The organism is Paenibacillus tundrae (assembly GCF_030812775.1).
GTDB classification, from domain to species: Bacteria; Bacillota; Bacilli; order Paenibacillales; family Paenibacillaceae; genus Paenibacillus; species Paenibacillus tundrae_A.
This window is the reverse complement of record NZ_JAUSTI010000013.1, coordinates 85085-108215: the sequence shown is the minus strand read 5'-3', so window position 1 is coordinate 108215 and position 23131 is coordinate 85085. Positions and strand designations below refer to the sequence as shown.

The 23131-nt window shown below is 43.6% G+C and carries 16 protein-coding genes and 1 pseudogene; 3 read left to right on the top strand and 14 right to left on the bottom strand.

Annotated elements, in window-relative coordinates; all coding sequences use genetic code 11:
* Positions 1-264: 264 nt before the first annotated feature.
* The 8 genes from J2T19_RS20685 to J2T19_RS20650 form a co-directional block, all read right to left on the bottom strand.
* The gene (locus J2T19_RS20685; RefSeq protein ID WP_145045006.1) at positions 265-672 is read right to left on the bottom strand and encodes a hypothetical protein; all 408 of its coding nucleotides are present in this window, start codon (positions 670-672) and stop codon (positions 265-267) included.
* 5 nt (positions 673-677) lie between these two features.
* Positions 678-1871 (bottom strand): WXG100 family type VII secretion target, encoded by a 1194-nt coding sequence (locus J2T19_RS20680; protein ID WP_307219074.1) that lies wholly within the window; start codon positions 1869-1871, stop codon positions 678-680.
* A 322-nt stretch (positions 1872-2193) separates the two neighbouring features.
* Complete coding sequence (locus J2T19_RS20675) at positions 2194-2409, bottom strand: hypothetical protein (RefSeq protein WP_307219072.1); 216 nt, start codon at positions 2407-2409, stop codon at positions 2194-2196.
* 352 nt (positions 2410-2761) lie between these two features.
* Positions 2762-4534 (bottom strand): histidine kinase N-terminal 7TM domain-containing diguanylate cyclase, encoded by a 1773-nt coding sequence (locus J2T19_RS20670; protein ID WP_307219070.1) that lies wholly within the window; start codon positions 4532-4534, stop codon positions 2762-2764.
* 437 nt (positions 4535-4971) lie between these two features.
* The gene (locus J2T19_RS20665; RefSeq protein WP_307219068.1) at positions 4972-5739 is read right to left on the bottom strand and encodes an AAC(3) family N-acetyltransferase; all 768 of its coding nucleotides are present in this window, start codon (positions 5737-5739) and stop codon (positions 4972-4974) included.
* A gap of 225 nt (positions 5740-5964) precedes the next feature.
* Positions 5965-7389, bottom strand: coding sequence for an L-arabinose isomerase (gene araA, locus J2T19_RS20660; RefSeq protein WP_239290936.1), 1425 nt, complete (start codon positions 7387-7389; stop codon positions 5965-5967).
* 383 nt (positions 7390-7772) lie between these two features.
* Positions 7773-8468, bottom strand: a complete 696-nt coding sequence (locus J2T19_RS20655; RefSeq protein WP_307219065.1) for an L-ribulose-5-phosphate 4-epimerase — start codon at positions 8466-8468, stop codon at positions 7773-7775.
* Positions 8469-8643: 175 nt separating this feature from the next.
* Entirely contained in the window at positions 8644-10269 is a 1626-nt protein-coding gene (locus tag J2T19_RS20650) for a xylulokinase (protein WP_307219063.1), read from the bottom strand.
* A gap of 543 nt (positions 10270-10812) precedes the next feature.
* On the opposite strand from J2T19_RS20650, the gene J2T19_RS20645 reads away from it, so the two are divergent.
* Entirely contained in the window at positions 10813-11904 is a 1092-nt protein-coding gene (locus tag J2T19_RS20645; RefSeq protein ID WP_307219205.1) for a GntR family transcriptional regulator, read from the top strand.
* A 140-nt stretch (positions 11905-12044) separates the two neighbouring features.
* On the opposite strand, the gene J2T19_RS20640 is transcribed toward J2T19_RS20645, so the two are convergent.
* The 4 genes from J2T19_RS20640 to J2T19_RS20625 form a co-directional block, all read right to left on the bottom strand.
* A complete protein-coding gene (locus J2T19_RS20640; protein ID WP_307219061.1) occupies positions 12045-13898 on the bottom strand; it encodes a hypothetical protein in 1854 nt (617 codons plus the stop codon).
* An 11-nt stretch (positions 13899-13909) separates the two neighbouring features.
* On the bottom strand, positions 13910-16201 hold the full coding sequence (locus tag J2T19_RS20635; protein WP_307219059.1) for a glycosyltransferase family 2 protein: 2292 nt from the start codon (positions 16199-16201) through the stop codon (positions 13910-13912).
* A complete protein-coding gene (locus tag J2T19_RS20630; RefSeq protein ID WP_307219057.1) occupies positions 16201-17295 on the bottom strand; it encodes a bifunctional glycosyltransferase family 2/GtrA family protein in 1095 nt (364 codons plus the stop codon). Before J2T19_RS20630 ends, J2T19_RS20635 begins: the two co-directional genes overlap by 1 nt.
* A 268-nt stretch (positions 17296-17563) precedes the next feature.
* Complete coding sequence (locus J2T19_RS20625) at positions 17564-18094, bottom strand: GNAT family N-acetyltransferase (RefSeq protein ID WP_307219055.1); 531 nt, start codon at positions 18092-18094, stop codon at positions 17564-17566.
* A 619-nt stretch (positions 18095-18713) separates the two neighbouring features.
* Here J2T19_RS20625 and J2T19_RS28180 point away from each other — a divergent pair.
* Positions 18714-18929: pseudogene (locus J2T19_RS28180) on the top strand (YheC/YheD family protein); the annotation flags it as partial.
* 35 nt (positions 18930-18964) lie between these two features.
* Here the strand turns inward: J2T19_RS28180 and J2T19_RS20620 are convergent.
* Positions 18965-19927: a helix-turn-helix transcriptional regulator gene (locus J2T19_RS20620; RefSeq protein ID WP_307219053.1), complete on the bottom strand. Its 963-nt coding sequence runs from the start codon at positions 19925-19927 to the stop codon at positions 18965-18967.
* Positions 19928-20038: 111 nt separating this feature from the next.
* On the opposite strand from J2T19_RS20620, the gene J2T19_RS20615 reads away from it, so the two are divergent.
* Entirely contained in the window at positions 20039-20518 is a 480-nt protein-coding gene (locus tag J2T19_RS20615; RefSeq protein WP_307219051.1) for a GyrI-like domain-containing protein, read from the top strand.
* A 288-nt stretch (positions 20519-20806) separates the two neighbouring features.
* Here the strand turns inward: J2T19_RS20615 and J2T19_RS20610 are convergent, their stop codons facing one another.
* Positions 20807-22921, bottom strand: coding sequence for a 5'-nucleotidase C-terminal domain-containing protein (locus J2T19_RS20610; protein WP_307219049.1), 2115 nt, complete (start codon positions 22919-22921; stop codon positions 20807-20809).
* Positions 22922-23131: the final 210 nt, after the last annotated feature.

The following is a 23131-nucleotide window of genomic DNA, read 5'->3' as shown; positions in this document are numbered from 1 at the left end:
AATCATTATTATTTGTAAACAATGAGTATTATCTTATCGTAATGATTACGTTTTGACAAGCGTAATATTGGTGGTGAAATGCCAAAAAATCCGTCTCTCTGATGAGAGCGGATTCTTCATGTTTTTTGTTACATATGCGGGGTTTAGGGATGGTTAAATATATATAATTTTTTAGGGGTAACTAGGCACCTATATACAGAATTAAAATTAGTATTCTCTACTTCAAAACAATTCTTAGTGGTTCACACTCGAATAACCCCGTAACTAATTTAAGGACTTTAAAACTGCCATGAACGGAGGATGCCCCGTTTCTTGGTTTTGCAACAAGCTTGGTTTACGAAATCTTAAACTCGTTTCCAGTTCAATTACAGGTTCTTCAGTCCTGATTTCTTTTAGCGAAACTTTGATCCATAGTGGACACAAGGGGACTCTACAACCCAACATCTTTACTACAGAATCAATATCGAACTCGCGTCCATCTAAATTCTTTGAATTTAACATTCCTCGGAAAAGATATTCGTCTGTAGAATTTAAAGATTTACCTCTCTCCTCAACTGGAGTAATTATAAATTTGCTGTTTTCACCTATTACTTTGTTGTGATAAGAAGATAATTCATCTAAAGTTGTTAGTAAGTATTCTTTAAAAGACTGTAGATTCATATACTTTATCAACACATTCACTCCTTTAATTTCTTTATTATTACCGGTTTGGAATCTGTAACATATCCATCATTGTCTGTATCGAACTTATAAAGTTCAAGCCATGAGCTCTTAACTTTTACACCTGCATCCCTTAGTAAATCGGCGTACATACTTGATTCTTCAGGAGAAGGACGATAATGCCCTGACTGATTAGTAATCTTTCTTACTTCTCCTTGCCCATTAATAGTTAATTGCCCAGCAGCAAGGACATCTTCACGTCCTCCTAATGTATGATGTCGCTTCCCAATAATCAACTCACCACTCTTATTGATGACGAAATCAACATTAGTTCTACCGTTGATTCCTTTTATTCTTCCACTTTCTAAATGATAGGTTAGTACCCTCCCGTCTTTTGGATAGCCTTCATTTGGGAATTTATTACTAATAATAGAACTAGACTCTAATTTCCTTTGATCTCTCTTCGCCTTAGCAGCCTCTATATTCTTCTTCATATCCGTTACAACTTTGCTATTTGAAGGCAATCGATACTTTCCTTTGCCACCAGGGATACTTCCACGAACCATTTGAATCCCCATGAATATCTGACTTACTTTCAGAGAAGCAATCATAAGCTGTGCATAATTATCTGAAACAGATTTACCCGTAAATGGATTAATGCCGAGCTCAAGCGCTTCGATCTGAAGTGCGTAAATATCCTCTCCAGGTGGTTCAACATGAACAGCCTGCATTTGATTAATATCCAGATGTCCCTTATCCTTCTGATAAGCCTGAAGGGAAGCTTGGTCAGGAACACCGTTCTCATTGACAGGCAACCACATCAACTTTCCATACACATTCACCTGTGCCATCCGGTAGCCCTTATCATCTGAAGCAGTGCCACTTGAATTAGTCACCATAGCTGCTGCGCCCACAGCTCCAGCTGCAGCACCTAGACTCACATTCTGAGCATCTGCATTCTCAAAACGCGTTGCAATATCCTTTAATTCCTTGGAGGTCTGAACCATTCTGTCTAGGGCTCTGTCCAGTGTAGAGCTTGATCGTTCAAAATCATAGTAAAACTGCTCCTGTGTCGCGCCCGTCCACATCATCCGAATGAACATGATCTGTCTTATCAGTTCACCTCGTATACTTTCCAATTGTTGTCTAGCCTGATCCATCTGATTCGATACGTAATGTAGTTGCTCAGGAGTAACCTTAATTGTATTCATACACTTCTCCGCCCATATAAAATAAGATTATCCTATGTTATCAGAAGTATAATATGTAGAACATCCAGCTAAAATCCCGATTTTACCAAGGTAGTTATAACAAAAGCTCTGATCCTCATAGGTGCTATAGTCCTATGTGTATATAACCACTTTAAAGAAGTTATTACCACCTATGTAAATACCTATCTTACTTCATTCGCCCCACACCGTGCCCTGAACCAACCTATCCCCTGAACTTGGAATACCGCACGCGCTCAATAATAACAAGGACATGAATATCAGCAAAATCTTATATACTCTGCCCATGGTTATCCCCTCTTCTTTACTGATTAGCCCAGGCTCTTAAACCTGCATCACTTATATCGATTGGTTCCTGTTTGGACATATATTCAGCAGTTGCCAAAGGAAAGGCATATCCTCCTGTGATAATTTCGCCATGCTGCCTTCTAATAGTCCCACCCTTTTCAATTAGAAGAATGAGTGGTTCATATAGATCATGAAACTTCACTGCAACTTCATTGCCAGAGTCAATTAACACTAACCACTCTAAGTATGCTTCACAAGTTCCTTTGATAAAATTATTCTTTAGTTCCCCTAAGGCAGGGCACTTTTCTGCTATACATGCATTAGGCTTATACCCGAGTGCTTGAGAAGGACACTAGGCAACCGTCTATTGTGTATGTAGAAACGATATCTTCTTCAGAACCTTCGGTATATAATGTGGCAAGTATTTTTTCTGAGTTTGTCCAACAATTTAATTAAATAATCAAGCTTTTTAGTAACACGTATGGCTCTTGTTTTAAATCCATCATAAGGAAGTACAAGATTACTTATTTAGTACATTAGAAAAATAAAAGGCTGTCTATGATCTAATATCATCACAGGCAGCCTCAAAAATAGTCTATAGTTTTGAAACATTGGTACAGTATTAACCATGTCTTTTGAGATTTGTCTTTTACATATCTTCCTAAACCGCTCCCCGCTCCAACACCCCAAACTCCACCCTGTTCCGCCCATTCTTGCTTCGCTTGATACAACGCCTTATCTACCGCAGCAAAGAGTTGTGTCAGATACCCTTCCGCATTCTCTGGCACATGCGTATAGGCAAAATCCTCAATCGACAAAATGCCGATGCTAATCGTTGTGGACACCTGTGCAGTCCCATGATCGACCATGACTAGATTCGACTCCACTGCGAGTCTTACACGTTCCGCGATAACATTCGCTAAGTCATGTTCGGTGTGCGGAAGATAGATCATGAACTCCTCCCCACCATAACGGGTTAGGATATCCGTACTCCGAATGGATTGTCTGACGGCGTCCGCTGTGCGCACGAGCACTTCATCTCCAATCACATGCCCATAGTGGTCGTTGATCGCCTTAAAATGGTCAATGTCGAGCAGTAGTAGAGAGAATGGCGTTCGGTATTGAATGTTAGTAATGACTTCATGATTCAGATGCTGGGTCAGGTAACGACGGTTGTAACACTGCGTCAGGCTGTCGGTCAGCACCAGTTCTTCCAGCTTACGATTGGCCACAGACAACTCCTGACGGATCAGATCCAGCGAATGATTACGCTCCTGAAGTGTCTCATACTGCCGATTTAACTCTTGCACATAGTAGCGCTCCTGCGAGACGTCCTGAAAGGTAAGAATATGACCGATGGGTAGAAGCATCGAATCGACAATTGGAGATGATTGCATAATATAGTGGTATGCCTGGTTATCTTGCTCTACAATCACCTCTAGCTGCGATAGAACGATTTTCTTCGACCTATATTCATACAGAAACTTCTGGTAATTGCCTTCTAGACGAACACCACATAGAAATGCCTCCATATCAAAAGAATCCCCTACATGCATATCCATAAAGGATCTAGAGGCTTTGTTCGCTTCAACAATAATCTCATTCTCATCCAGAACGAGGATGCCGTAAGGAATCGTATTGATCACATCCTCATGGGCGATGGAAACCAGATCGAACACGTTATATCTTTTGATGACATAGACAAAGAATAAATCAGATAGAAAAATGCCAAGGGAGGTCATTCCGGGAATGATCGGTAGCCACGGACTTAAGATCACATTCAGAATAGCATCTATTGTTGCAAAAACAGCTAATACAAGAATACCCCTGAGGGTGATTCTTACCTGATTTTTGATCATCGTAGGTGTCTTAGATGAAGATAGCGCGTGGAATAATATAACGAGGGAGGCTAGGAAGTAGCTCACCAGAATAGCCATGACGACCCAGAACCAAGGACCGTATGCCCGCTCAATATAACCGCCCTCCAGCGGAATAACGAACTCATGCCATGGATTAGCGACCACACCTACTGCTCCAATTATTGCTGGGACAAACAGCAGATAAGCACCTTTGGTACTCAATCGTCCTGAGTAACCTGTAATGAAAATCGTCAATAATAACCAGCCACTTCCCAATAGGGAGACAGCGACGAAAGACAACGTGACGTAGAAAAATTGCAAGCCGGGATCATCGGTTAACGTGATCGCAAACTGACAGAATGGCCACATTATCATCAACCCGTGAAACAGAAAGTACACCTTATGTAAGTTCGTAATTCTAACTGTAGCAAACACATACACACCTACACCAAACAATAGGACAAATAACAAGAGATCATACCATACTAGTGGGTTCACGAGCCTTCTCCTTCTTGGATGCGACAATGACTACATCGTTAATCAGCAATAGAATTGGCAGTAGATCTGAAAGACACTTCATTCATACGTTTTCAAAGTCCATTACTTCAATAAAAACCTATGTCAGATACATCTAAAATACTTCTATTTAAATACTGGTTAAATTAACCATATATTATCACACCGTCGATAGAGTGAGTAGCCCAGTCGCTGGAAGTATGACCAACCTCTGATTGAAATGCTGATCTATTTTGCACTTTTGTGAATGAATCTGAATGTTCCATGGAAAAACCGCCCTTGTTCAGCAGAGCGGCCAACCTTACTATTGTTATATCTTAGAAGCTTCAATATAAATTCGGAAAGATCTGAACACTGCTCACCAAAGCACTCCCTCTACCCATGCAAAATCCGGTGGTCAGCTCTCCCTCATTAAGGATTTATCCTTCTGACAACGGCTCATTGTCCGAGAATAGATCCGGGTTATCTTTCAACATCTCCGTAAGTACCTCGGTTGTTCTGGCAGCATCACACACGCTGGTGACCGCATCGCCGAAGCTTCCTTTGTGCATCGCACCTTCTTGAACTAGCACCTTATCCACCTTCCAGAAATGCTCTGACCAAGATAATCCGCAATGTCTGCGCGAAGGTACCGAAATTGTAGTTCCATCTGGCAAAACGGTGCACAACATCTCATGTTCATCGGTCATTCTGCCCGGAATATCTACCCACTCCTCGATACCATGGATAAACGTATTTCGTTTCAAGTCCACGCCCACGAGCAATATGGTCGCTTTGCGATCAAGCAACTTCCCCCATGCCGAGCCCCGCGCACATGGCGTATCGAAGAGATGATCGTCCTGTGTGAACGCCCGTGCGTCCTTACCTAATGCTGCAACAGAATGTGTAGGGTGCCAAGAACGAACCACGTTAGGACGTTTGCGAAACAGCTCTGGTAGAATCCCCACACAACAGGAAGATGTTTCCACGTGGAACAATGGATTGCTTTTGTTAACGGTAGACCATGTATGCGTAGGCAAAACGAGCAATCCATCCTTCATATATTCACTCAGCGCATCCAGCACAGTATCAGCGCCACCTTCCACCTCCCCCATACTTTTCATAGAAGAGTGAACAAGCAGTGTGCCCTGACGATCTACACCTAATGCTTCTAGCTGAGTAAGTAAACTTTCGTACGTATGTGCCATGATAGAGCAACCTCCTTTGGGCTTTATGACATATTGAAAAATAAAATAAAGAGCCGAGAATTTACTCTCGGCCTCTGAAAATACATTTTAATCATGTGTATAGATGATAGCTAATACTTTATATCTCTTATTTCTTTTACAACCTTATCTTACTATGGATTAATCATAATCCGTCATAATCTGATTATAACTTAATTGATTTCATATTGCTTCACAAGTTCATTCTTATTTAATAACAACATAATCCAAGTTCACGAGCTTCGCGTACGTGATGATCTGGTCTGTTGTCAGGTTCAAGGATACAACCGTATGGTGACCGCCACCATTTTCAATCCATGCCTTCACTCCGTCTTGGAAATTAGGCTTCACGTTCCAAAGTACACGTGCTACTGGCAGATTAGGTGCTGGAACTGTCGGCTCGAATGCAGACACTTCGTTGATCAGCAGTTTGTAGTGGGTACCGAAGTCAGCCATTGATACAACAACGCCTTCGCCTGCTTTACCGTCGAATACAAGACGTGCTGGATCTTCACGATCGCCAATTCCCAGTGGTGACACGATAATTCTTGGTTTAGTGCTAGCGAGTGTTGGATCAACTTCAAGCATGTGAGATTGCAGGATTGCTTCTTGACCTGCTGCCATCTCGTACGTGTAATCCTCCATGAAGCCTGTGTTTTCATTGTGAGCCATGATTTTCAGCAAACGGTCAAGCGCTGCTGTTTTCCAGTCACCCTCACCAGCGAATCCATAACCTTGAGCCATCAAGCGTTGTACTGCCAGACCTGGAAGTTGCTTCATGCCATGCAGATCTTCGAAGTTGGTTGTGAAGGCACTATATCCACCTTCGTCCAAGAAACGTTTGATCGCAATCTCATAGCTCGCTTGCACACGCACACTTGCTTCCCATGCTTCCTTGCTGTTCGTACCGTAGTCGAACTCATACAGCTCTGCATATTGAGCGATAAGATCATCGATCTCTTGCTCAGTTACAGCATTCACGTACTGAACGAGATCACCGATACCGAAGTAGTCCACTGTCCATCCGAACTGGATCTGTGCCTCTACTTTATCACCTTCCGTTACACCTACGTTACGCATGTTGTCACCGAAACGAGCAACTTTGAGGTTATATCCTTCGTTATACGCTACCGCTACGTCCATCCAATCGGCAACTTGTTGCTGCACTTCTGGGCGCTCCCAGTAGCCAACAACGATTTTATTTTGTTTTCTCAGACGTGCATTAATGAAGCCATACTCCCGGTCGCCGTGTGCCGCTTGGTTCAGGTTCATGAAGTCCATATCGATGGTAGCCCATGGAATACTTTCATTGAATTGAGTTGCCAAGTGAAGCAGCGGCTTTTGCAGCAGCTTCGTACCACGAATCCACATTTTTGCTGGGGAGAAGGTATGCATCCATGTGATCACACCCGCTACTTCGTCACGGTAGTTCACTTCTTTCATAATGCTCGTGATTTTATCTGCGCTTACAGCCAGATCCTGCAATACGAGTGGGTATGGGAGCACGCCGCTTGCGTTAAGGGCATCCGTAATTTTCTGTGCATTTGCTTTAACTTCACCCAATGCTTCTTCTCCGTACAGATGCTGTGAACCTACGACAAACCAGAATTCTTTCGCTGCTGTTGCTGACATGTAATCATCCTCATTTCATTTTTATAGTTGATTAAATGGGTTTACACCTAGCCACTCCGATTGCAGTACCATCTTTCGATCGCTGTTACCCCCAGATTTTTTGATTCCCTTCTCCAAAGGGGAAAATCCGGTGGTAAAGGCGAAGCATATCCTTCCGAAGTAGCTTTCTTATAGAAAGCTTTTAGCTTCGCTTCTACAGATTGGTTCTGCCCTCTCCGTTATTGTGTAAAAAGGTTTGTACAACTTGGGGTTGTGCGGGTTGTCTACACTGAGATACTGCTATTGCAGTATCTCTCTTAATCAAGCGAATATTTTCGGATATCTATATCCATTTATAAATGAAGACATCTGTTGCAAACGCGAGGCACAACTTCTATAGAGGCTTACTTCTGACCGTAGTACGCATCCTTGCCGTGCTTCCGCAGATAGTGTTTATCGAGAATGCCCTGTGGCAATTCCTTTGCAAAGTTGTTCAGCTGGCGCGCGTACAGGTTCATTTTGCACACTTCCTCTAGCACGACGCTGTTTACAACAGCCGATTTAGCATCCTTGCCCCATGTGAACGGTGCATGACCATGCAGCAGGACAGCCGGAATCGCCATGACATCCAGTCCGCGTTGTTCAAATGTCTCAATAATGACGCGTCCTGTCTCCGCTTCGTATCCACGGTCAATCTCGTCCTGGTTCAGGAAACGTGCACATGGCACAGCTCCGTAGAACGTATCGGCGTGCGTTGTCCCCATGACGGGCACGTCCAGACCTGCCTGCGCCCAGATGGTTGCCCATGTGGAGTGCGTGTGTACGATACCGCCAATTTCCTTGTAATGCTTATATAGAACAGCATGGGTTGCGGTATCCGAGGAAGGTCTCATCTCCCCTTCAACCACGTTACCGTCGAGATCGACGACAACCATGTCGCTGGCTTTCATTTTGTCATAATCGACCCCACTTGGCTTAATCACGAACAGACCGCTTTCACGATCAACCGCGCTGACGTTACCCCAAGTGAATTTCACCAACCCGTGCTTTGGCAGTTCCAGATTGGCCTGAAATACCTCTTCCTTCAGTTGCTCTAGCATGTTATTCCCTCCCGTTCTCTAACAGTGCGTGTTCAAAAAGTCGGTTTTCAGTACCGAGAAGATGGGATGAAGCTAGAAATGGAGTAGCAGAGCGTAGATAGAGCTACGTGAGCAACGGACATTTCGGCTGAATCCCATATTCGATGTTGATGATGCTACTAGGCATCCTTCGTAATCAAAAGCGGTCTTTTTGAACGTTCTCTACCAGATGCTCTACAGCTGCGTGCTCAATCGCGAGTCCACTCCGGTAGCGTTCGATAAATGCTTCGAATCCCTTCACATCGGCTGCCTCCGGTGCAACCTCGACACCTTCTACATCCTTGAATACCTTCTGCTCCAGGAAAACATCCAGCGTTTCTTGATCTCCTTTGTCCTTCAGGTACGAAGCGAGCAAAGCCATTCCCCATGCGCCACCTTCGCCAGCTGTGGACATGACAGATACCGGAACGTTCATCGCTGCCGCTACAATTCGCTGTCCCACCACAGGCGTTTTGAACAATCCACCATGTGCCAAAATGCTATCAATAGCTACCTGCTCCTTCTCGGTAAGAATATCCATACCGATCTTGAGTGCGCCAAAGGCACTGAACAGATGGGTACGCATAAAGTTCGCCAGGTTGAACTTGCTCTCTGGAGAACGAACAAACAGCGGACGACCGTGCTCAAGACCTGTAATATTTTCACCGGAGTAGTAACCGTAGCTGAGTAATCCGCCGCCATCTGGATCAGCCTCTAACGCCTTGTTAAACAACACGCTAAACAGTTTGCCGGAATCCACCTCAATGCCCATTGCCTCAGCAAATTCACGGAACAATCCGATCCAGGCATTAATATCACTGGAACAGTTGTTGGCATGTACCATGCCGACTGGGCTACCATCTGGGGTAGTTACCATGTCAATCTCGGGATACACACTAGACAATTCCTTCTCCAGTACAATCATCGCGAATACGGATGTGCCGACCGAGATGTTCCCTGTACGTTTCCGCACACTGTTCGTCGCCACCATACCCGTACCTGCATCACCCTCTGGTGCGCAGAGCGGAATACCCATAACCAAGTCCCCTGAAGGATCAAGCAGCTTCGCTCCTGCTTCATTCAATTCACCTGCATGTTCACCTGCGAGGTATACCTTAGGCAGCAAGTCCTCTACTTTCCACGGATACCCTTTGCCAGCGATTTGTTCGTTGAACTGATTTACCATGGATGGATGATAGCTATGTGTAGCTTCGTCAATTGGGAACATCCCCGATGCATCACCGATTCCAATCGCTTTATTACCTGTCAGTAGCCAGTGAATGTAACCGGCCAGCGTAGTCATATAATCAATCTGAGGCACATGCTCTTCTTGATTCAAGATAGCTTGGTACAGATGGGCAATACTCCAGCGTTCTGGAATATTGAACTGCAACAGGTTGGTTAATTCCCGCGCCGCTGCTCCAGTGGTCGAGTTACGCCACGTCCGGAACGGTACCAGCAATTCTCCTGCTTTATCTAACGCAATGTATCCATGCATCATCGCTGAGAACCCGATCGATCCGATCGTTGTCAGTGTGACGCCATACTTCTGCTGCACATCCTCTTTCATCTCACGATAAGCCGTCTGTAGACCTGTGATGATGTCCTCTTGGTTGTACGTCCAATATCCATCTTTCAGCAGGTTCTCCCACTCATAACTGCCTGACGCAATCGTCTCAAAACGCTCATCGATCAGCACCGCTTTAATCCGCGTTGATCCAAGTTCAATTCCAAGTGAGGTAGCTCCCTTGGCAATGGCTTCTTTCATATCCAGATGACTCATATTCCTGCGTATCCCCTCTCTGGTCGCCATTTACGTGCGAAGGATCGTATCTATTAGATGTAGTTCAAAAAGCTGAAAATCACCCTTTGTGAACTCACACGATTAAGAAGCATCTTAGAAAAAACGCTGCTTCACTTACGTTAATGGCTTAATCCACGCTATGCTTCATATCCAAGCATCCCTATTCACACGATTCCTCCCCATCAGGGAGTAGTGTCATGCTCTCTTTTGCTAAGAATGCGCTTTCCTAATCTGACAGCCTTAGTATATTTTTTGTACGTACATTTGTCAATTATATATTATAGTTATACTTACAAAGACCATATATTGATCTGTATCCTGCTATTATAGCGTCTTGTAGACAGATAAACTGGTTATGCTGTAAGGTACACATCAACCTTATTTAGCCTGAAATGTACGCAACATTGCGAAAAATGTACAGCTTCATTCTCATCTAAATCAAATCATGCTAGAATATGTACGTACAACTATTTGAACTCTACACGTTAATATAGATAAGTCATGATGAAAGAAGTGGAATATGTGAAGCCTAAATACCAAGTCATTATTGATGATATAAAGAGCCATATCCTCTCGGGAACGTATAGCATAGGCGAACAGATTCCGACAGAATCAGCTTTGCAAGACAGCTATAATGTAAGCCGCCAGACGGTGCGGAAGGCCATTCTGGAATTGTCTAACGAAGGATTTTTGCGGAGTGAAAAAGGCTCGGGTACGTATGTAAGCAATCAGTATCGCTCCCGCTCAGGTGGTAACACGTCGAAAAAAACGATTGGTGTCATTACAACGTACATCTCAGACTATATCTTTCCATCCATTATCCGTGGCATAGAGAGTCGGCTGAATGAGGACAACTATTCGTTGTTGCTCGCCAGCACCAACAATGATGTCGCACAGGAGAAAAAAGCACTTGAAATGATGCTCTCCTACGGCGTCGATGGTCTAATCGTCGAACCAACCAAGAGTAATCTATACAACCCGAACATCGCATATTACCTGTCTTTCAAAGAGCAGGATGTGCCCTTTACGATGATTAATGCGTTCTATGAAGAACTGGAGGTGCCTTTCTTCTGTCTGGATGATGTGCAGTCCAGCTATCTCGCTACCCGGGAGATGATCGCGAAGGGTCATACCCAGATTGGCATTATTGCGAAGATGGATGATCTACAGGGGAAATACCGGATGAAGGGATACATCAAAGCGCTGGGTGAAGCAAAATTACGTTTTCATCCCGAGCAGGTGCTTTCGTTTGATACAGCATCCAAACCTGAGTTGTCCTCCAATGTGACTGCGTATCTGAACGAAAATAGAGATGCACTTACCGCAATTGTCTGCTACAACGATGAAGTGGGGCTTGAAGTTGTTAATGCTTGCCGGCAACTCGATATCTCCATTCCGCAGGAGTTATCCATCATCGGCCAGGATAATTCGTACATTGCTAAGAACGCTAATATCCGGCTCACCACGCTAACTCATCCCCAAGAGCAAATGGGACGTGATGCTGCGGATTGGGTGATTAAGAAGTTACAAGGCAAAAAGGATCTGCCGACAAATACCTACTATCAGCCCGTATTGGTAGAAGGTGAGACGGTGAGGGAGATCGAGGTGGAGTAGCTCATCGAAAATATGGATATGAAAAAGAAGTAGGAAGATACAACCGATCCTACTTCTTTTTTCGTTTTCGACACAACCTAAGTTATTAATGCAAATGTTCAATAGACACACAGGGACACTTGTAATTTTTAAACCAATATCTACGTTAACGTAAGAACAATCTGTTCTCCCGAACGAGTAATTTTATAGATACCCTCCTGCATGTCGATTCCGTAATGCTTCTTCAGCAGGTACTTGGCATTGAGATCGGTCTCGACAACTACCAGATAATCATAGTTGCTCAGCAGGTTATCCATGTTATCCTCATAGAACAACACGATGCCATCGACATGCGGTGCATACAAGAAATATTTGCCGACATACTGCATGTAATAATTCGTAACCTGTTGGTCACGGTCAGAGCCGTAGAAGAGATACCGCTGTGTATCTTCTTGACCACCTGCGTACCACCGATCACCCGTCACCGCGTGAATTTTATAGGGAAGTGTCGTATCATAGCTATTCGCAATGGAGGCCATACCATTGTATTCGGACAACAGGATGGTACCTGCAAGTGCCATACATGCGATGATTCCCTTTTGATAATGTCCCTTCGACTGAACCGATCTGAATGCCTTATAGTCTGGTACTTCACCGATCCGATAGTGAAATGAACGCTCAATGTCAACGGCAGCACAGAGCACTAACCCGCCCGCAAAGAGAACGACAATACTGGAAGCATAACGTTCAAATCCAGCCAGCCTCACCGCTTCATCCACCGGCATGGAAAAGAGGTAGAGCGCCAGTATCCCTGCATAGTACAGCAGCAACACAACATTCAGGGCAATCAGCACTTTCCACAGGTTCCACTTCTTCTTGAGTACCACGTACGCCACAATAGAAGCTGCAATGGCCACAAGCTGAAAGAGAACAATACCGATCACGGGCCTTGTCGTAATATCGATACTTGATTTCAGGAAGAGCGTCAGAATCTCCCACTTCTGCTCTGCCGTTTTGCCAGCTTTGAGAGCCGCGCCTGCGCCCTCGAACTTGTTATCTATCCCTTGGAACACTGTGGCCATACGCCAGTTCCAGCCGAAATACGGCAACAATGCCCCAACAATGGTACCTAGCACACCCAGACCCGTTTTCCAGTTCGAGCGTTGCTTATTTCTAAGCCAGGTGTATACCAGAAAGATCAGACCAATCGCTGCAAAGATAATCCCCGTACTCTTGATCACCGTCAGCACACCCGCCAGCGGAAAAACAATGATGCACGCCCGCTTGAGGTCATGACGATACTGATAGATTGCCGCCAGAATGGCAAGTGCATAGATCGGAAGTAGGAAATCCACCAGCAGGTTGGTGATGCGAATCGTCAGATTGAAGAATGACAGTGTCGATAAGCCGAATCCAAGAAAAGCATACAGTAGAAACCGCTTCTTCTCTGATACAACGCCAAACATCGCATAGAAGCAGGAAAAGATCAGCAGCGCCTGTGCCAGCAACATCGTGGACTGGGCATGTCCCATGAACCGGCAGACGTAATAGATAAACGATGATGTCCCGAGCGGATAGTTTTTGAAATCGATCAGGTCCGAATTCGGCGTCGGAAAAGCATTGGTACTGAGCATCTGCTTCAACACAATCGCCCAGTGCGAGAAGTTATCGTAGTGTGTTAATTCATTTTGGAACAGAATCAGCAAAAAGATAAACGTCCCGCCTAGAAAGCTAAGCTGGAATAGCGAGAACATGAATTGTGGCTTAGCCCCGAGCCGCACAGCTTGCGCCACCGTATCTCGAAACAGCAACAAACCTATAATCAAAACCACGATGCTTCCTATAAACAGCTGACCTACCAAGCCAATCAAAAATACGATACAGGCTATTGCGGAGAACACAAAAATCGGGATGAACTCCCATCGTAATGAAAGAACCTTCCGAACAAACTGCATATAACCAACAAAGGAGATTATCAACAAAACTCCCATCACAAATTGAAGCAAACTGAGCATTTCTATCTCTCCTAACCCTCTCGGATGAAACTCTCGGATTGTGGGGGAGTCAAATCATTCAACAATTGATTAATAAGGCCGCGCTCCACGATATCATCGATATTCTCAACGGAGAGAAGCACTTCACGATGATTGGCAGTTGTATTGCCGGTATGTTTCAGAATCACTTCAATCTTGCTTTTGGTCATAAACATAACGATGGATCCAGCGGAAATATTGCCATGTAGACCCGTCGCCGAGAAGAAACGATAGTTGAAGCTGCGCAGGATACAGCCTGAATGATTTGTAAACGTGACTGGAAGCTCCATCGAAAGACGCGGCATTTTCCGCTGATCCGAACGCTGCTGAACAACCCGCTTTTTCACATTACGTAGCATATCATCATACGCCGTATCCCAGAGGTTCATTTGCTCAGGCAGCGAGTGCTTACGATCATAAATAATCTGCATGTACTGGCGGTTGTCTGTCTCGTTAATCGGTTGTACCGTTGCTGAATAGCGCCAGCCCGCTCCATCCTGTTTCACATATACGATGACCGCATCCAGATTCGCCTCATACCGCTCGCTTTTTACAACGAGAGAGATGGTCTCTTTTTCGGGCAAATAGATCGGATAGGGAACATAGAAGGCAATGCCTTGCTCGGATACATCGACGGTCTTGGCCTCGTACTGCAAATTTCTCGCTTTGTAACGGATGGTTACATCCTCCTGTGCCCGAATACGTTCTGTCTCCCGATATGCACGTCGGCCAATCATGAAGAATAAGGCATAGCATAGCGCAATCATGTTATGGACTAACCAGAAGATAATGATACTACTGAAAAATAGGGCAATACCATACTTTCCGCTTGCATACCGGATGATGGCGGCAATGGATAACAGAAGCAGAAAAATATGCGGAAGCGCATATAACAGAGTAGACATCCACTTTCGACCGTTAGACCTGCTTTTGTTCGTAACCTTGAACTTCTTCTCCCGAATCCCTAACGTTTCAAGGATTACCGGCCATATGAGATAGGGCATAAATATCGTATCGATAACCTGACTCCAGCGTTGATTCCGTATGTTACTCGACAGGTAACGCATGGACAGACTATAGAAGAAATACGACGGGAGCCAGAATATTAGAATCTGCCAGAAGGTCGTATTGACGATCTGGAAATCGAATAACGCAAACAAAATCGGTGACAAGATGAAAATCAATCGGTTAAAGAACGACCACCAATATAAGAAACTGCTCACATAGGTCACTCTCGTCCAGAATGGAAGCTTCTCGGAAAAGGGAGCACGGGTATTCTGCAAGCTCTGAATAATGCCCCTCGCCCAACGGATCCGCTGCTTAATCATGCTCGGAACCGTTGTTGTTGTCTGCCCGGCGGCCTGAACCTCTTGCGTCGCATAGGTGATATACCCTTCTTGCTGCAAGCGGATGCTTGTCTCAAAGTCCTCCGTGATTGTATTTAGCGGGAAACCACCGATGTCTATCATGCCTTGTCTGGAAATAATCGTGTTACTTCCGGTATACGCTACTGCATTGGAAGCATTACGCAGAATGTTGACCTCTCGTGAGAAGAAATCCTGTTCATTCGGAATCCCTTGCTCCGCGTACAGATTGAATTGGAATAGATCTGGATTATAGAAGCTCTGCGGTGTCTGCACCAGTCCAAGCTTGAACTTCTCATCCATTTCATCCTCTCGGCGAAGACGCCACGCCTCCCCCTCTTTGATGAACGTAGAGAGTAGGAAGTAGGGAACGGTTTTCATTAGAAAAGTATGTTGTGGAATCATATCCGCATCAAAGGTAGCAATGAGCGGAGAGGTCGTTTTGCTTAGTGCATTATTCAAGTTACCGGACTTGGCATCTTTATTGCCGGGAAAGCCTAAATATCCGATACCAAATTGATTGGCAAGCTCCTCCACCTCAGGCCTTGCCCCATCATCACATAAATAGATATGAACCTTCTGCTTATCTGGATAATCCATGAATGTACAGGCATTCACCGTCTTATACAACAGATCGACCGGCTCATTATGGGTCGCAATAAATACGTCTACATGTGGATAGTACTCTGGCGGAACAATGGGAAAATCAAGCTGTGTACGCTTCTTTTGCATTTTTTGAAAGAACAATTCAAAGGTTGTAAGTACAGTTACTGTTTCCGCTACAATGAGCAGCATGCCGAAAATGACATTTAGCACGCCCTCGCCCCACGGCAGTGTAAAGAACATACGCCATAGTAAGTAGATCGTCATTAAGATCATGGTGATGACAAAAAAGATGTTTTGCCGTTTCTCGTTTTGCACTACAACTGCTTCCTCCTTGCTGCAAATACCCATCTACGCTGCAACTGAAAGCTAAGCAGGAACAACAAGGCATCACAGACGAATTTCGCTATCTTCTCATCTATGTAGAAAATAGTATGGAATACATATACACCTGTACTAGAAAGCAAAATGACTAATCCGCACAGCGATAAATATCGCCATAGACTACCTTGGCTGTCCTCTTTGCGAAATACAAAATGTCTATTCAATACATAATTAACTGCAATTGAAATAATTCTAGCAATGACTGTAGCTAATAGAATTCTTAAATAGTGTTGCTCCCCTAATATAGGCCTTAAGAAGTCAATCAAAAACCAAGCAATACCTAAATCCACAACGGAACTGGCTACAGACGATGAAATAAAGCGAAAAAAGTTAGAGAATAACACGCCCATCACCCGAGCGCTATCCTGAACAGCTTTGAAATGTGTACCTGCATTCCCATTCTCGTAGATGACTTGGATCGGCATTGTATGAATGGGTATACCCGACTGAATGCAGGAAATTAACATCTGCAGCTCATATTCGAAGCGAGAGCCACGAACCTCCTGCATAAATGCAAGTAACCCGGGGCCGAAGGCGCGGAGCCCGGTCTGGGTATCTGACAGCTTCTTACCATATAACATTGCAAAAATGAACGAGGTCATCCGGTTGCCCAGCAACGACTTCGGTGGGATTCCTCCCTCGCTAAAGTTCCTTACGCCAAGAACTAGCGCATCAGGATGGCGCCTAGCCTCCACAGCCAGACGGTATACATCCTCTGCAGCATGCTGTCCATCCGAATCAGCCGTGACTACAAAGGCAGTGGGATCACAGTTTTGGCTAATGTATTGAAAACCAGTCTTCAGTGCATCACCTTTACCTTGATTCTTCGAATGGCGAAGTAGGACACAACCGTTATCATGCAGTTCCTCGAAGATTGACTGGTATGCTTCACCAGATCCATCGTCCACAATAACAATATTAGTCAAGCCATATTCTCGCAATTGCTTCACATAGAGCGGAAGTCTCTCATCTGGCTCAAGCGATGGAATAAGGATGATCGTCTCGCCATGTTGTGCACCTTTCATCATCCTACATAAGCTCCAATTCGACATATTTTCACAAAATTCTTTCTTGGAATATTGAGAGTATAACACCGAAAAGGTTGGCAGTAAACGAATAAAACGCAACCTTTTTGGTAAAAATTTTGGCTGATTTTACATATAAAAATGACTCATTTTCACAACTGTTAGAAGAGTGTAAACTGCCCATCATCTTAACTACTATTAGGATAGATTTCTTCTATTCTATTCATCGGCAAAAGCCCCTCCAAATTACAGAGAGGCTTTCTTACTAGATTCAATCTGAACTGAGTTTAGAGTACATATGAATATCCTTAAACGCACCTTCTACTCTCTCATACTGTCGAAGTGTTCCTTCACAGATGAAGCCCAGCTTCTCCAAAAGCTTGATTGAATTCACATTATCCGGATCTACCTTAGCTTCGATGCGATTCATCTTCAAGATAGAGTATCCATGCTCTAACATAGCACGGATTGATTCTGAGGCGAATCCTCTTCCCCAGTGTGATTGAGCGAGGTCATAACCAATCTCTGCTCTATAATGATCATAATCCAAGGAGTTAAAACCGCAGGAACCTATAATTTGATTTGAATTCTTTTCGATGATGGAAAAACGGATGGCTTTCTTGTCTCTGGATAGATCATCTAGTAGATGAATCATGGCGACTGCTTGCGCCTCGTCCGTGAACGGGCTAATATTCATAAACTTCGTGACATCCGGGTCAGACCAAATGTTGAACAAGCTGGGTGAATCCGAATCCTTCATCTTTCTTAACTGCAAACGCTCTGTGTGTAGTTCTGTAATCAATACTTATACCTCCATTATATTTAATAGTTAGGTTTAAAATATTGATATCTGCGCATAGTTCAGTCCCTTCATGTATAGACGTCATTTTCATTATATAAGAGTTGTTGGGGTTCTTTAACAATTGATTTGATATAAATTTTATCACTTCAGTTTACTTTCGTAATGCGTACGGTTTTCAAGCAAGAAAGAGGCACCATACGCAAATTATCGATTTTTATGAAAGGTATCTGAGCAATAAGATAATCAAATGGGAATATAGATAAGAAAAGGGATTCGCACACAACGTGCGAATCCCTTTTCTAGGTCGTACACAACGTGCGACCCATCATTATAATATCCATAAACTGATATAGATATGTCAAAAAAATTAAGACATTCTGTTCATAGGTCAAACACATCGTTTGAGCTACGCACGGAATATCTTAATTGAAGATTTAGTCGTACACAACGTGCGAGCAAATCTATGTCTTCATTATAGTGTTATTTGAACATTTTGTCAAAAATAATTTACATTTTTAAAATACTCGCTAAATCTAGACTGATGGTCACTTATGCATACTACTGATTTGAATTAGAAGGATCATAGAAGATAAAAGATCAAAAAAGGGCTGTGATTCCAATGTTGATCCAACGAGACAAATGGATACAGTATCGCATCCTCGGCAGTGAAGCCTCACTCACTAAGCACCTGCCAGCAACACAGTTGCTTACGCAGAATACGTTAAAGAACATGCTGCTGCAGTATTCAAGCATTGTGCTGAAGCCTCGCAATGGGAGCTACGGAAGGGATATTGTGTTTATTCAGCGGTACCGTTCTAACGGCTATCGCATTCAAAATGAGAATAGTACTGTTCTCATGAAAAACATTGATCAGTTGCTCCAGTGCCTCAGTCTTATATGTAAAGCATCTGCCAAACCTTCTGGCAACGTTCTGAACTTGATATCTTCACCCAAGAACAACAGCCAATTGAGCATTTCGGCAAGATCTTCCGCATGTTCACCATTGACGTGTGTTTTTACAATCGCTCTTGATTGAAAAGGGTCAATATAGGAAATAGAGACTTTTAGAGGATGATATTTTTTAAATTGTTCTATTGCCTTAGATCCAAGCTCAAGGACAATGTTAAATGCTCCTTCTTCCTTCCGCAGCTTTTCTTGGATCTTCTTACGACTCAACCTCTTATTCACGGAGTATGGTTCTACATCGGTAAGGTAATCGACGGGGAAAAGGCGCCGTTTCTCTTCTCTCAAATCAAACCCTTCAATCAACCAAATGCTTTTTTCACGATAGAGGTGCAAGAGATAGATTGGATAAGACTTGATGACATCCCCTTCTCTAATCGTGATCCATAAGTAACTGTCCAACAGAAGAATCTGAATCAGTTTCTCCAATATAGGGTGAGGAAGGTCTGATAACTCCAGTAGATCCGGATTATTGGGGTTGGTTCCTTCGAACAGTAAGATTTGATTAAGGAGAATAAGATCATCCTGATGGCTTTGTGAGATAAGCCCTAACAATTTCTCAGCCAGAGACTGTCGACTCTTCAGGTAAGGAAGCTGCTGGTTACGTGTTGCCATGAAAGCAATAAAAAGAGCCTTAATCTCTGTATCCGTAAAACGAACCGGTGGCAAGACAGAATTACTCATGACGAAATAGCCACCATCTCTACCCACTTCAGCGACGAGCGGCATCCCCATAGCTTCGATCTCTCTGATATCCCGAATAGCTGTTGAACGGGAAATACCGAATTCCCGCATAATTTCGGAAATGGTGAAGGAGGCTCGATTATTGATGTACCGCATAATGAGGTTAATCCGTTCAACTTTTTTCATGACGGTCTCCTAAACAGTTTCACTTTTTGACATGATTAAAAGTTATTATAAACTCATCAAGCGAAAGAAACACTATTAAGATAATACCTCTAAAAAAAGGACGGATGAAAAATGGGAAAGTACACTCTTGAAGAAAAAGAAAGCTTTACCGTATTAGGAATAGGAACGGACTTGAAAAGCCACTATACCGATTCTGCCGGAATTAACAAAGAAAAACTGGACTTTTGGCAAGCTGTCAAAGAAGATGGAAGGCTGGATGCACTCAAATCGGTAGCCAAGAATGATTACATTCTTGCTGTGAACGAAGCTGTAAACCACAAAATGATGCATTATGCTGGTGTGCTAACGGATGAAACTCTACCTGATGCTACCCGTGTCATTCAGTTCCCTAAGGGAGAATACCTAGTTATCCAAGGAGAAGCGGAGACAGCAGATGCTCTGAGTAACACGCTTACGGGTATCGCTTTTGGTCAAATCCTGCCGGAAGCTAAAGACTTTGCTTATGTTGGCGGGCCGAATGCAACGGTTGAGATGGGCAAGCGCAATGGCTCCATTTACGGCGAAATGTGGATTCCCGTCGTTAAGAAATAATTGATTAATTGGAGGTGTGCTCATGTCATATACGGTAGATTTTAAACAAGTATCCACGACTGGTTTAGAGTCCTCATTCTTTGTGATTAAAGGGGAGTACTAACACGTCATTTTCGACATAAAATAGAGGCGGTACTAGCAAAGAAACAGTTATAGTCATGTAAGTAAACAACAAAAAACACATCCACATTGGGATATAGTACTCTCCTCAATAAACCACAGGAGAGTAGCTATATACCCATACGGATGTGTTTTGCTATCTTACGAAAAGATAAGAATGAGTTCTAATTATGAAGCTTTGGCTGCAACTGCTTTTTCAATTAGAGCCTTAGCATCATTCGTAGTAAGACCTTGTTTCGGTTGAAGCTGCTTGCTATCTGCACCAAAAATGCCTTTGTCGATCAGTTTTGCCATAGAATCAACAGCATATTTAGAAACCGTTGAACCATCTTCGAAACCTGCGATGATCGTAGCCGCATTTTTATCTGTAGCTTGATCCTTCAGCAATTTAGCGAGAATTGTAGCAGCTTCTTCACGGGTAATATCGCGATCCGGGTTGAAGTTACCACCGTAGCCTTGAATGAAACCAGCATGTGTAGCTTCAGCAATTGCATCAGCATATACAGCATTAGCAGCAACATCCTTGAATGCTGGCGCTGTAGTTACTTCATTCAGTTTCAACATCTCTACTAGCGCAGTTACAAATTCAGCACGCGTAATCGATTCATTGGATACCGGTGCTTCTGGTTGTTCTGCAGCTACCAGGTTCGTGATACGACCATCATTTTTAGCGACAATGCTCTCGCCTTTAAACGTATCTACGATGTATTGGTAGAATACATCCAGATCGATAGGACCTGCCAAGGATGATTTAGCATCCAGCAGCACTTTATAGTTATCTCCACCTGCAGCCATGAAGTTATTCACTACAGCCGTATACGTTTTTGCAAGATCAATAGGTGTTCCATCTGCCAGACTCAGACCCGTAACACGTTCTGCAACTGGTTTATTGAAATCTGCAGTATACTTCAAACCAGCGATTTGCAGAGTTTTCGTATTTGGTGTACCGTCCGCATTTGTACCCCATTGTTGCTCTAACAATGTTTTGACCTGTGCGCCAGTCAACTCTAGTTTCACGAGCGTATTGCCGAAAGGTTGAATTTTTGCAAGATCAGCAAAGGTCACATCACCTTGTGGTAGATCTGCACGAATACCACCTGGATTCATGAAGGCAAAGTCAGCAGCGTCTGCATCATCACCAAAGTCTGCTTGGCGCATTGCATCTGCAATCAAATTACCAAGAGGAGCTTCATTATTATAAGCATCCGTACGTGTCACAGAACCATCTGTTGTACCTACTGGCTTAGTCAGCTCAGGATGCTTGTCCAATGACTTCTTAATGATCGCCAACGTCTCAGGGTCTTCTTTCACACCCTCTTGGAAAGTCGTTGTAACTGTAGCTGATTTCTCCGTTACATCCCCAGTCTTAGGGTCTATCATCAGCTTGATATCTTCAAATGCCGTACCATATGAATACGCTTGAACAATCAAAATGCCATTTACTTCACCGTTAGCCAGTGCATGATTGTCGCCTGCAACGATAACGTCAACAGGGGTATCTGTTGGCAGAGCTTTAGCCAAATCAGCTGCTTCTCCAGTCGTTACGCCTTCCTTAGTGGTTGCTGGATCATGCGCGAGTACGATGATCGTTTCTACACCTTGGTCTTGCAATTCTTTAGCATATTTATTAACGGCTTCAACTTCTTCTTCAGCGCTTAAGAAAGTCACGCCTGCTGTACCGGATGGAGATACTTTGGCAGGTGTAGATTTCGTCACTAATCCGATAAATCCAATTTTGACGCCGCCTACTTCTTTAATAACATAAGGCTTGATCAATGGTTTGCCTGTAGCCGTTTCAATTACGTTTGCGTTAACATAATCAAATTTGGCACCAGCATGCGTTACTTTGCCTTCTTTGGGATCAAGACCACCAAAGATTTGTGCTTTTAGTGCAGCGATCCCATGGTCGAATTCATGGTTACCTAGAGAACCTACATCAAAGCCCATCATGTTCATCCATTCCATAGTAGGCTCATCCCGATCTAGAGATGAAACTGGAGCAGATGCACCGACCGAGTCTCCGTTATGGAAAAGTAGAGAGTGCTCATATTTTGCTTGAGCTTCTTTCAGATAAGTTGCTAGAATTGGAGCGCTTCCTGCCTTTTTATCACTGACGATAGAGGTCGTATCTAGCTGACCGTGGAAGTCATTGATTCCAATCAAGTGTACTTCTACATCTGTGTCTGCAGCAGAGACACCCACCGCACCAAATAGTTGGCCGAGTAATAGTGCAGTAGCAGCCACACGAATGGTGCTTTTAGCCACGTATTTTTTCCAAGACATGAATTAACAAAACCCCTCTCCAATTTCTGATCCTGAGATATTTTACCATAGTTCAATTCAATATAAATACAAAATTTATTAAATTAATGTAAAATTTCTGCGAGATTGATAGAAAACTGAATTCATTGATGATCGTTACTCCACATTTAATGTAATCGAATACATAGGGACGATGAACTTCTCATCTAAAAATAAAATAGAACTACCCTT

Bases quoted from the DNA above. Each gene is read 5' to 3' on its own strand.
- araA (WP_239290936.1), bottom strand. From the start codon at position 7,389: ATGTCAGCAACAGCAGCGAAAGAATTCTGGTTTGTCGTAGGTTCACAG.
- J2T19_RS20610 (WP_307219049.1), bottom strand. From the start codon at position 22,921: ATGTCTTGGAAAAAATACGTGGCTAAAAGCACCATTCGTGTGGCTGCT.
- J2T19_RS20655 (WP_307219065.1), bottom strand. From the start codon at position 8,468: ATGCTAGAGCAACTGAAGGAAGAGGTATTTCAGGCCAATCTGGAACTG.
- J2T19_RS20620 (WP_307219053.1), bottom strand. From the start codon at position 19,927: ATGAAAAAAGTTGAACGGATTAACCTCATTATGCGGTACATCAATAAT.
- J2T19_RS20630 (WP_307219057.1), bottom strand. From the start codon at position 17,295: ATGATGAAAGGTGCACAACATGGCGAGACGATCATCCTTATTCCATCG.
- J2T19_RS20615 (WP_307219051.1), top strand. From the start codon at position 20,039: ATGGGAAAGTACACTCTTGAAGAAAAAGAAAGCTTTACCGTATTAGGA.
- J2T19_RS20640 (WP_307219061.1), bottom strand. From the start codon at position 13,898: ATGCTCAGTTTGCTTCAATTTGTGATGGGAGTTTTGTTGATAATCTCC.
- J2T19_RS20680 (WP_307219074.1), bottom strand. From the start codon at position 1,871: ATGAATACAATTAAGGTTACTCCTGAGCAACTACATTACGTATCGAAT.
- J2T19_RS20650 (WP_307219063.1), bottom strand. From the start codon at position 10,269: ATGAGTCATCTGGATATGAAAGAAGCCATTGCCAAGGGAGCTACCTCA.
- J2T19_RS20665 (WP_307219068.1), bottom strand. From the start codon at position 5,739: ATGGCACATACGTACGAAAGTTTACTTACTCAGCTAGAAGCATTAGGT.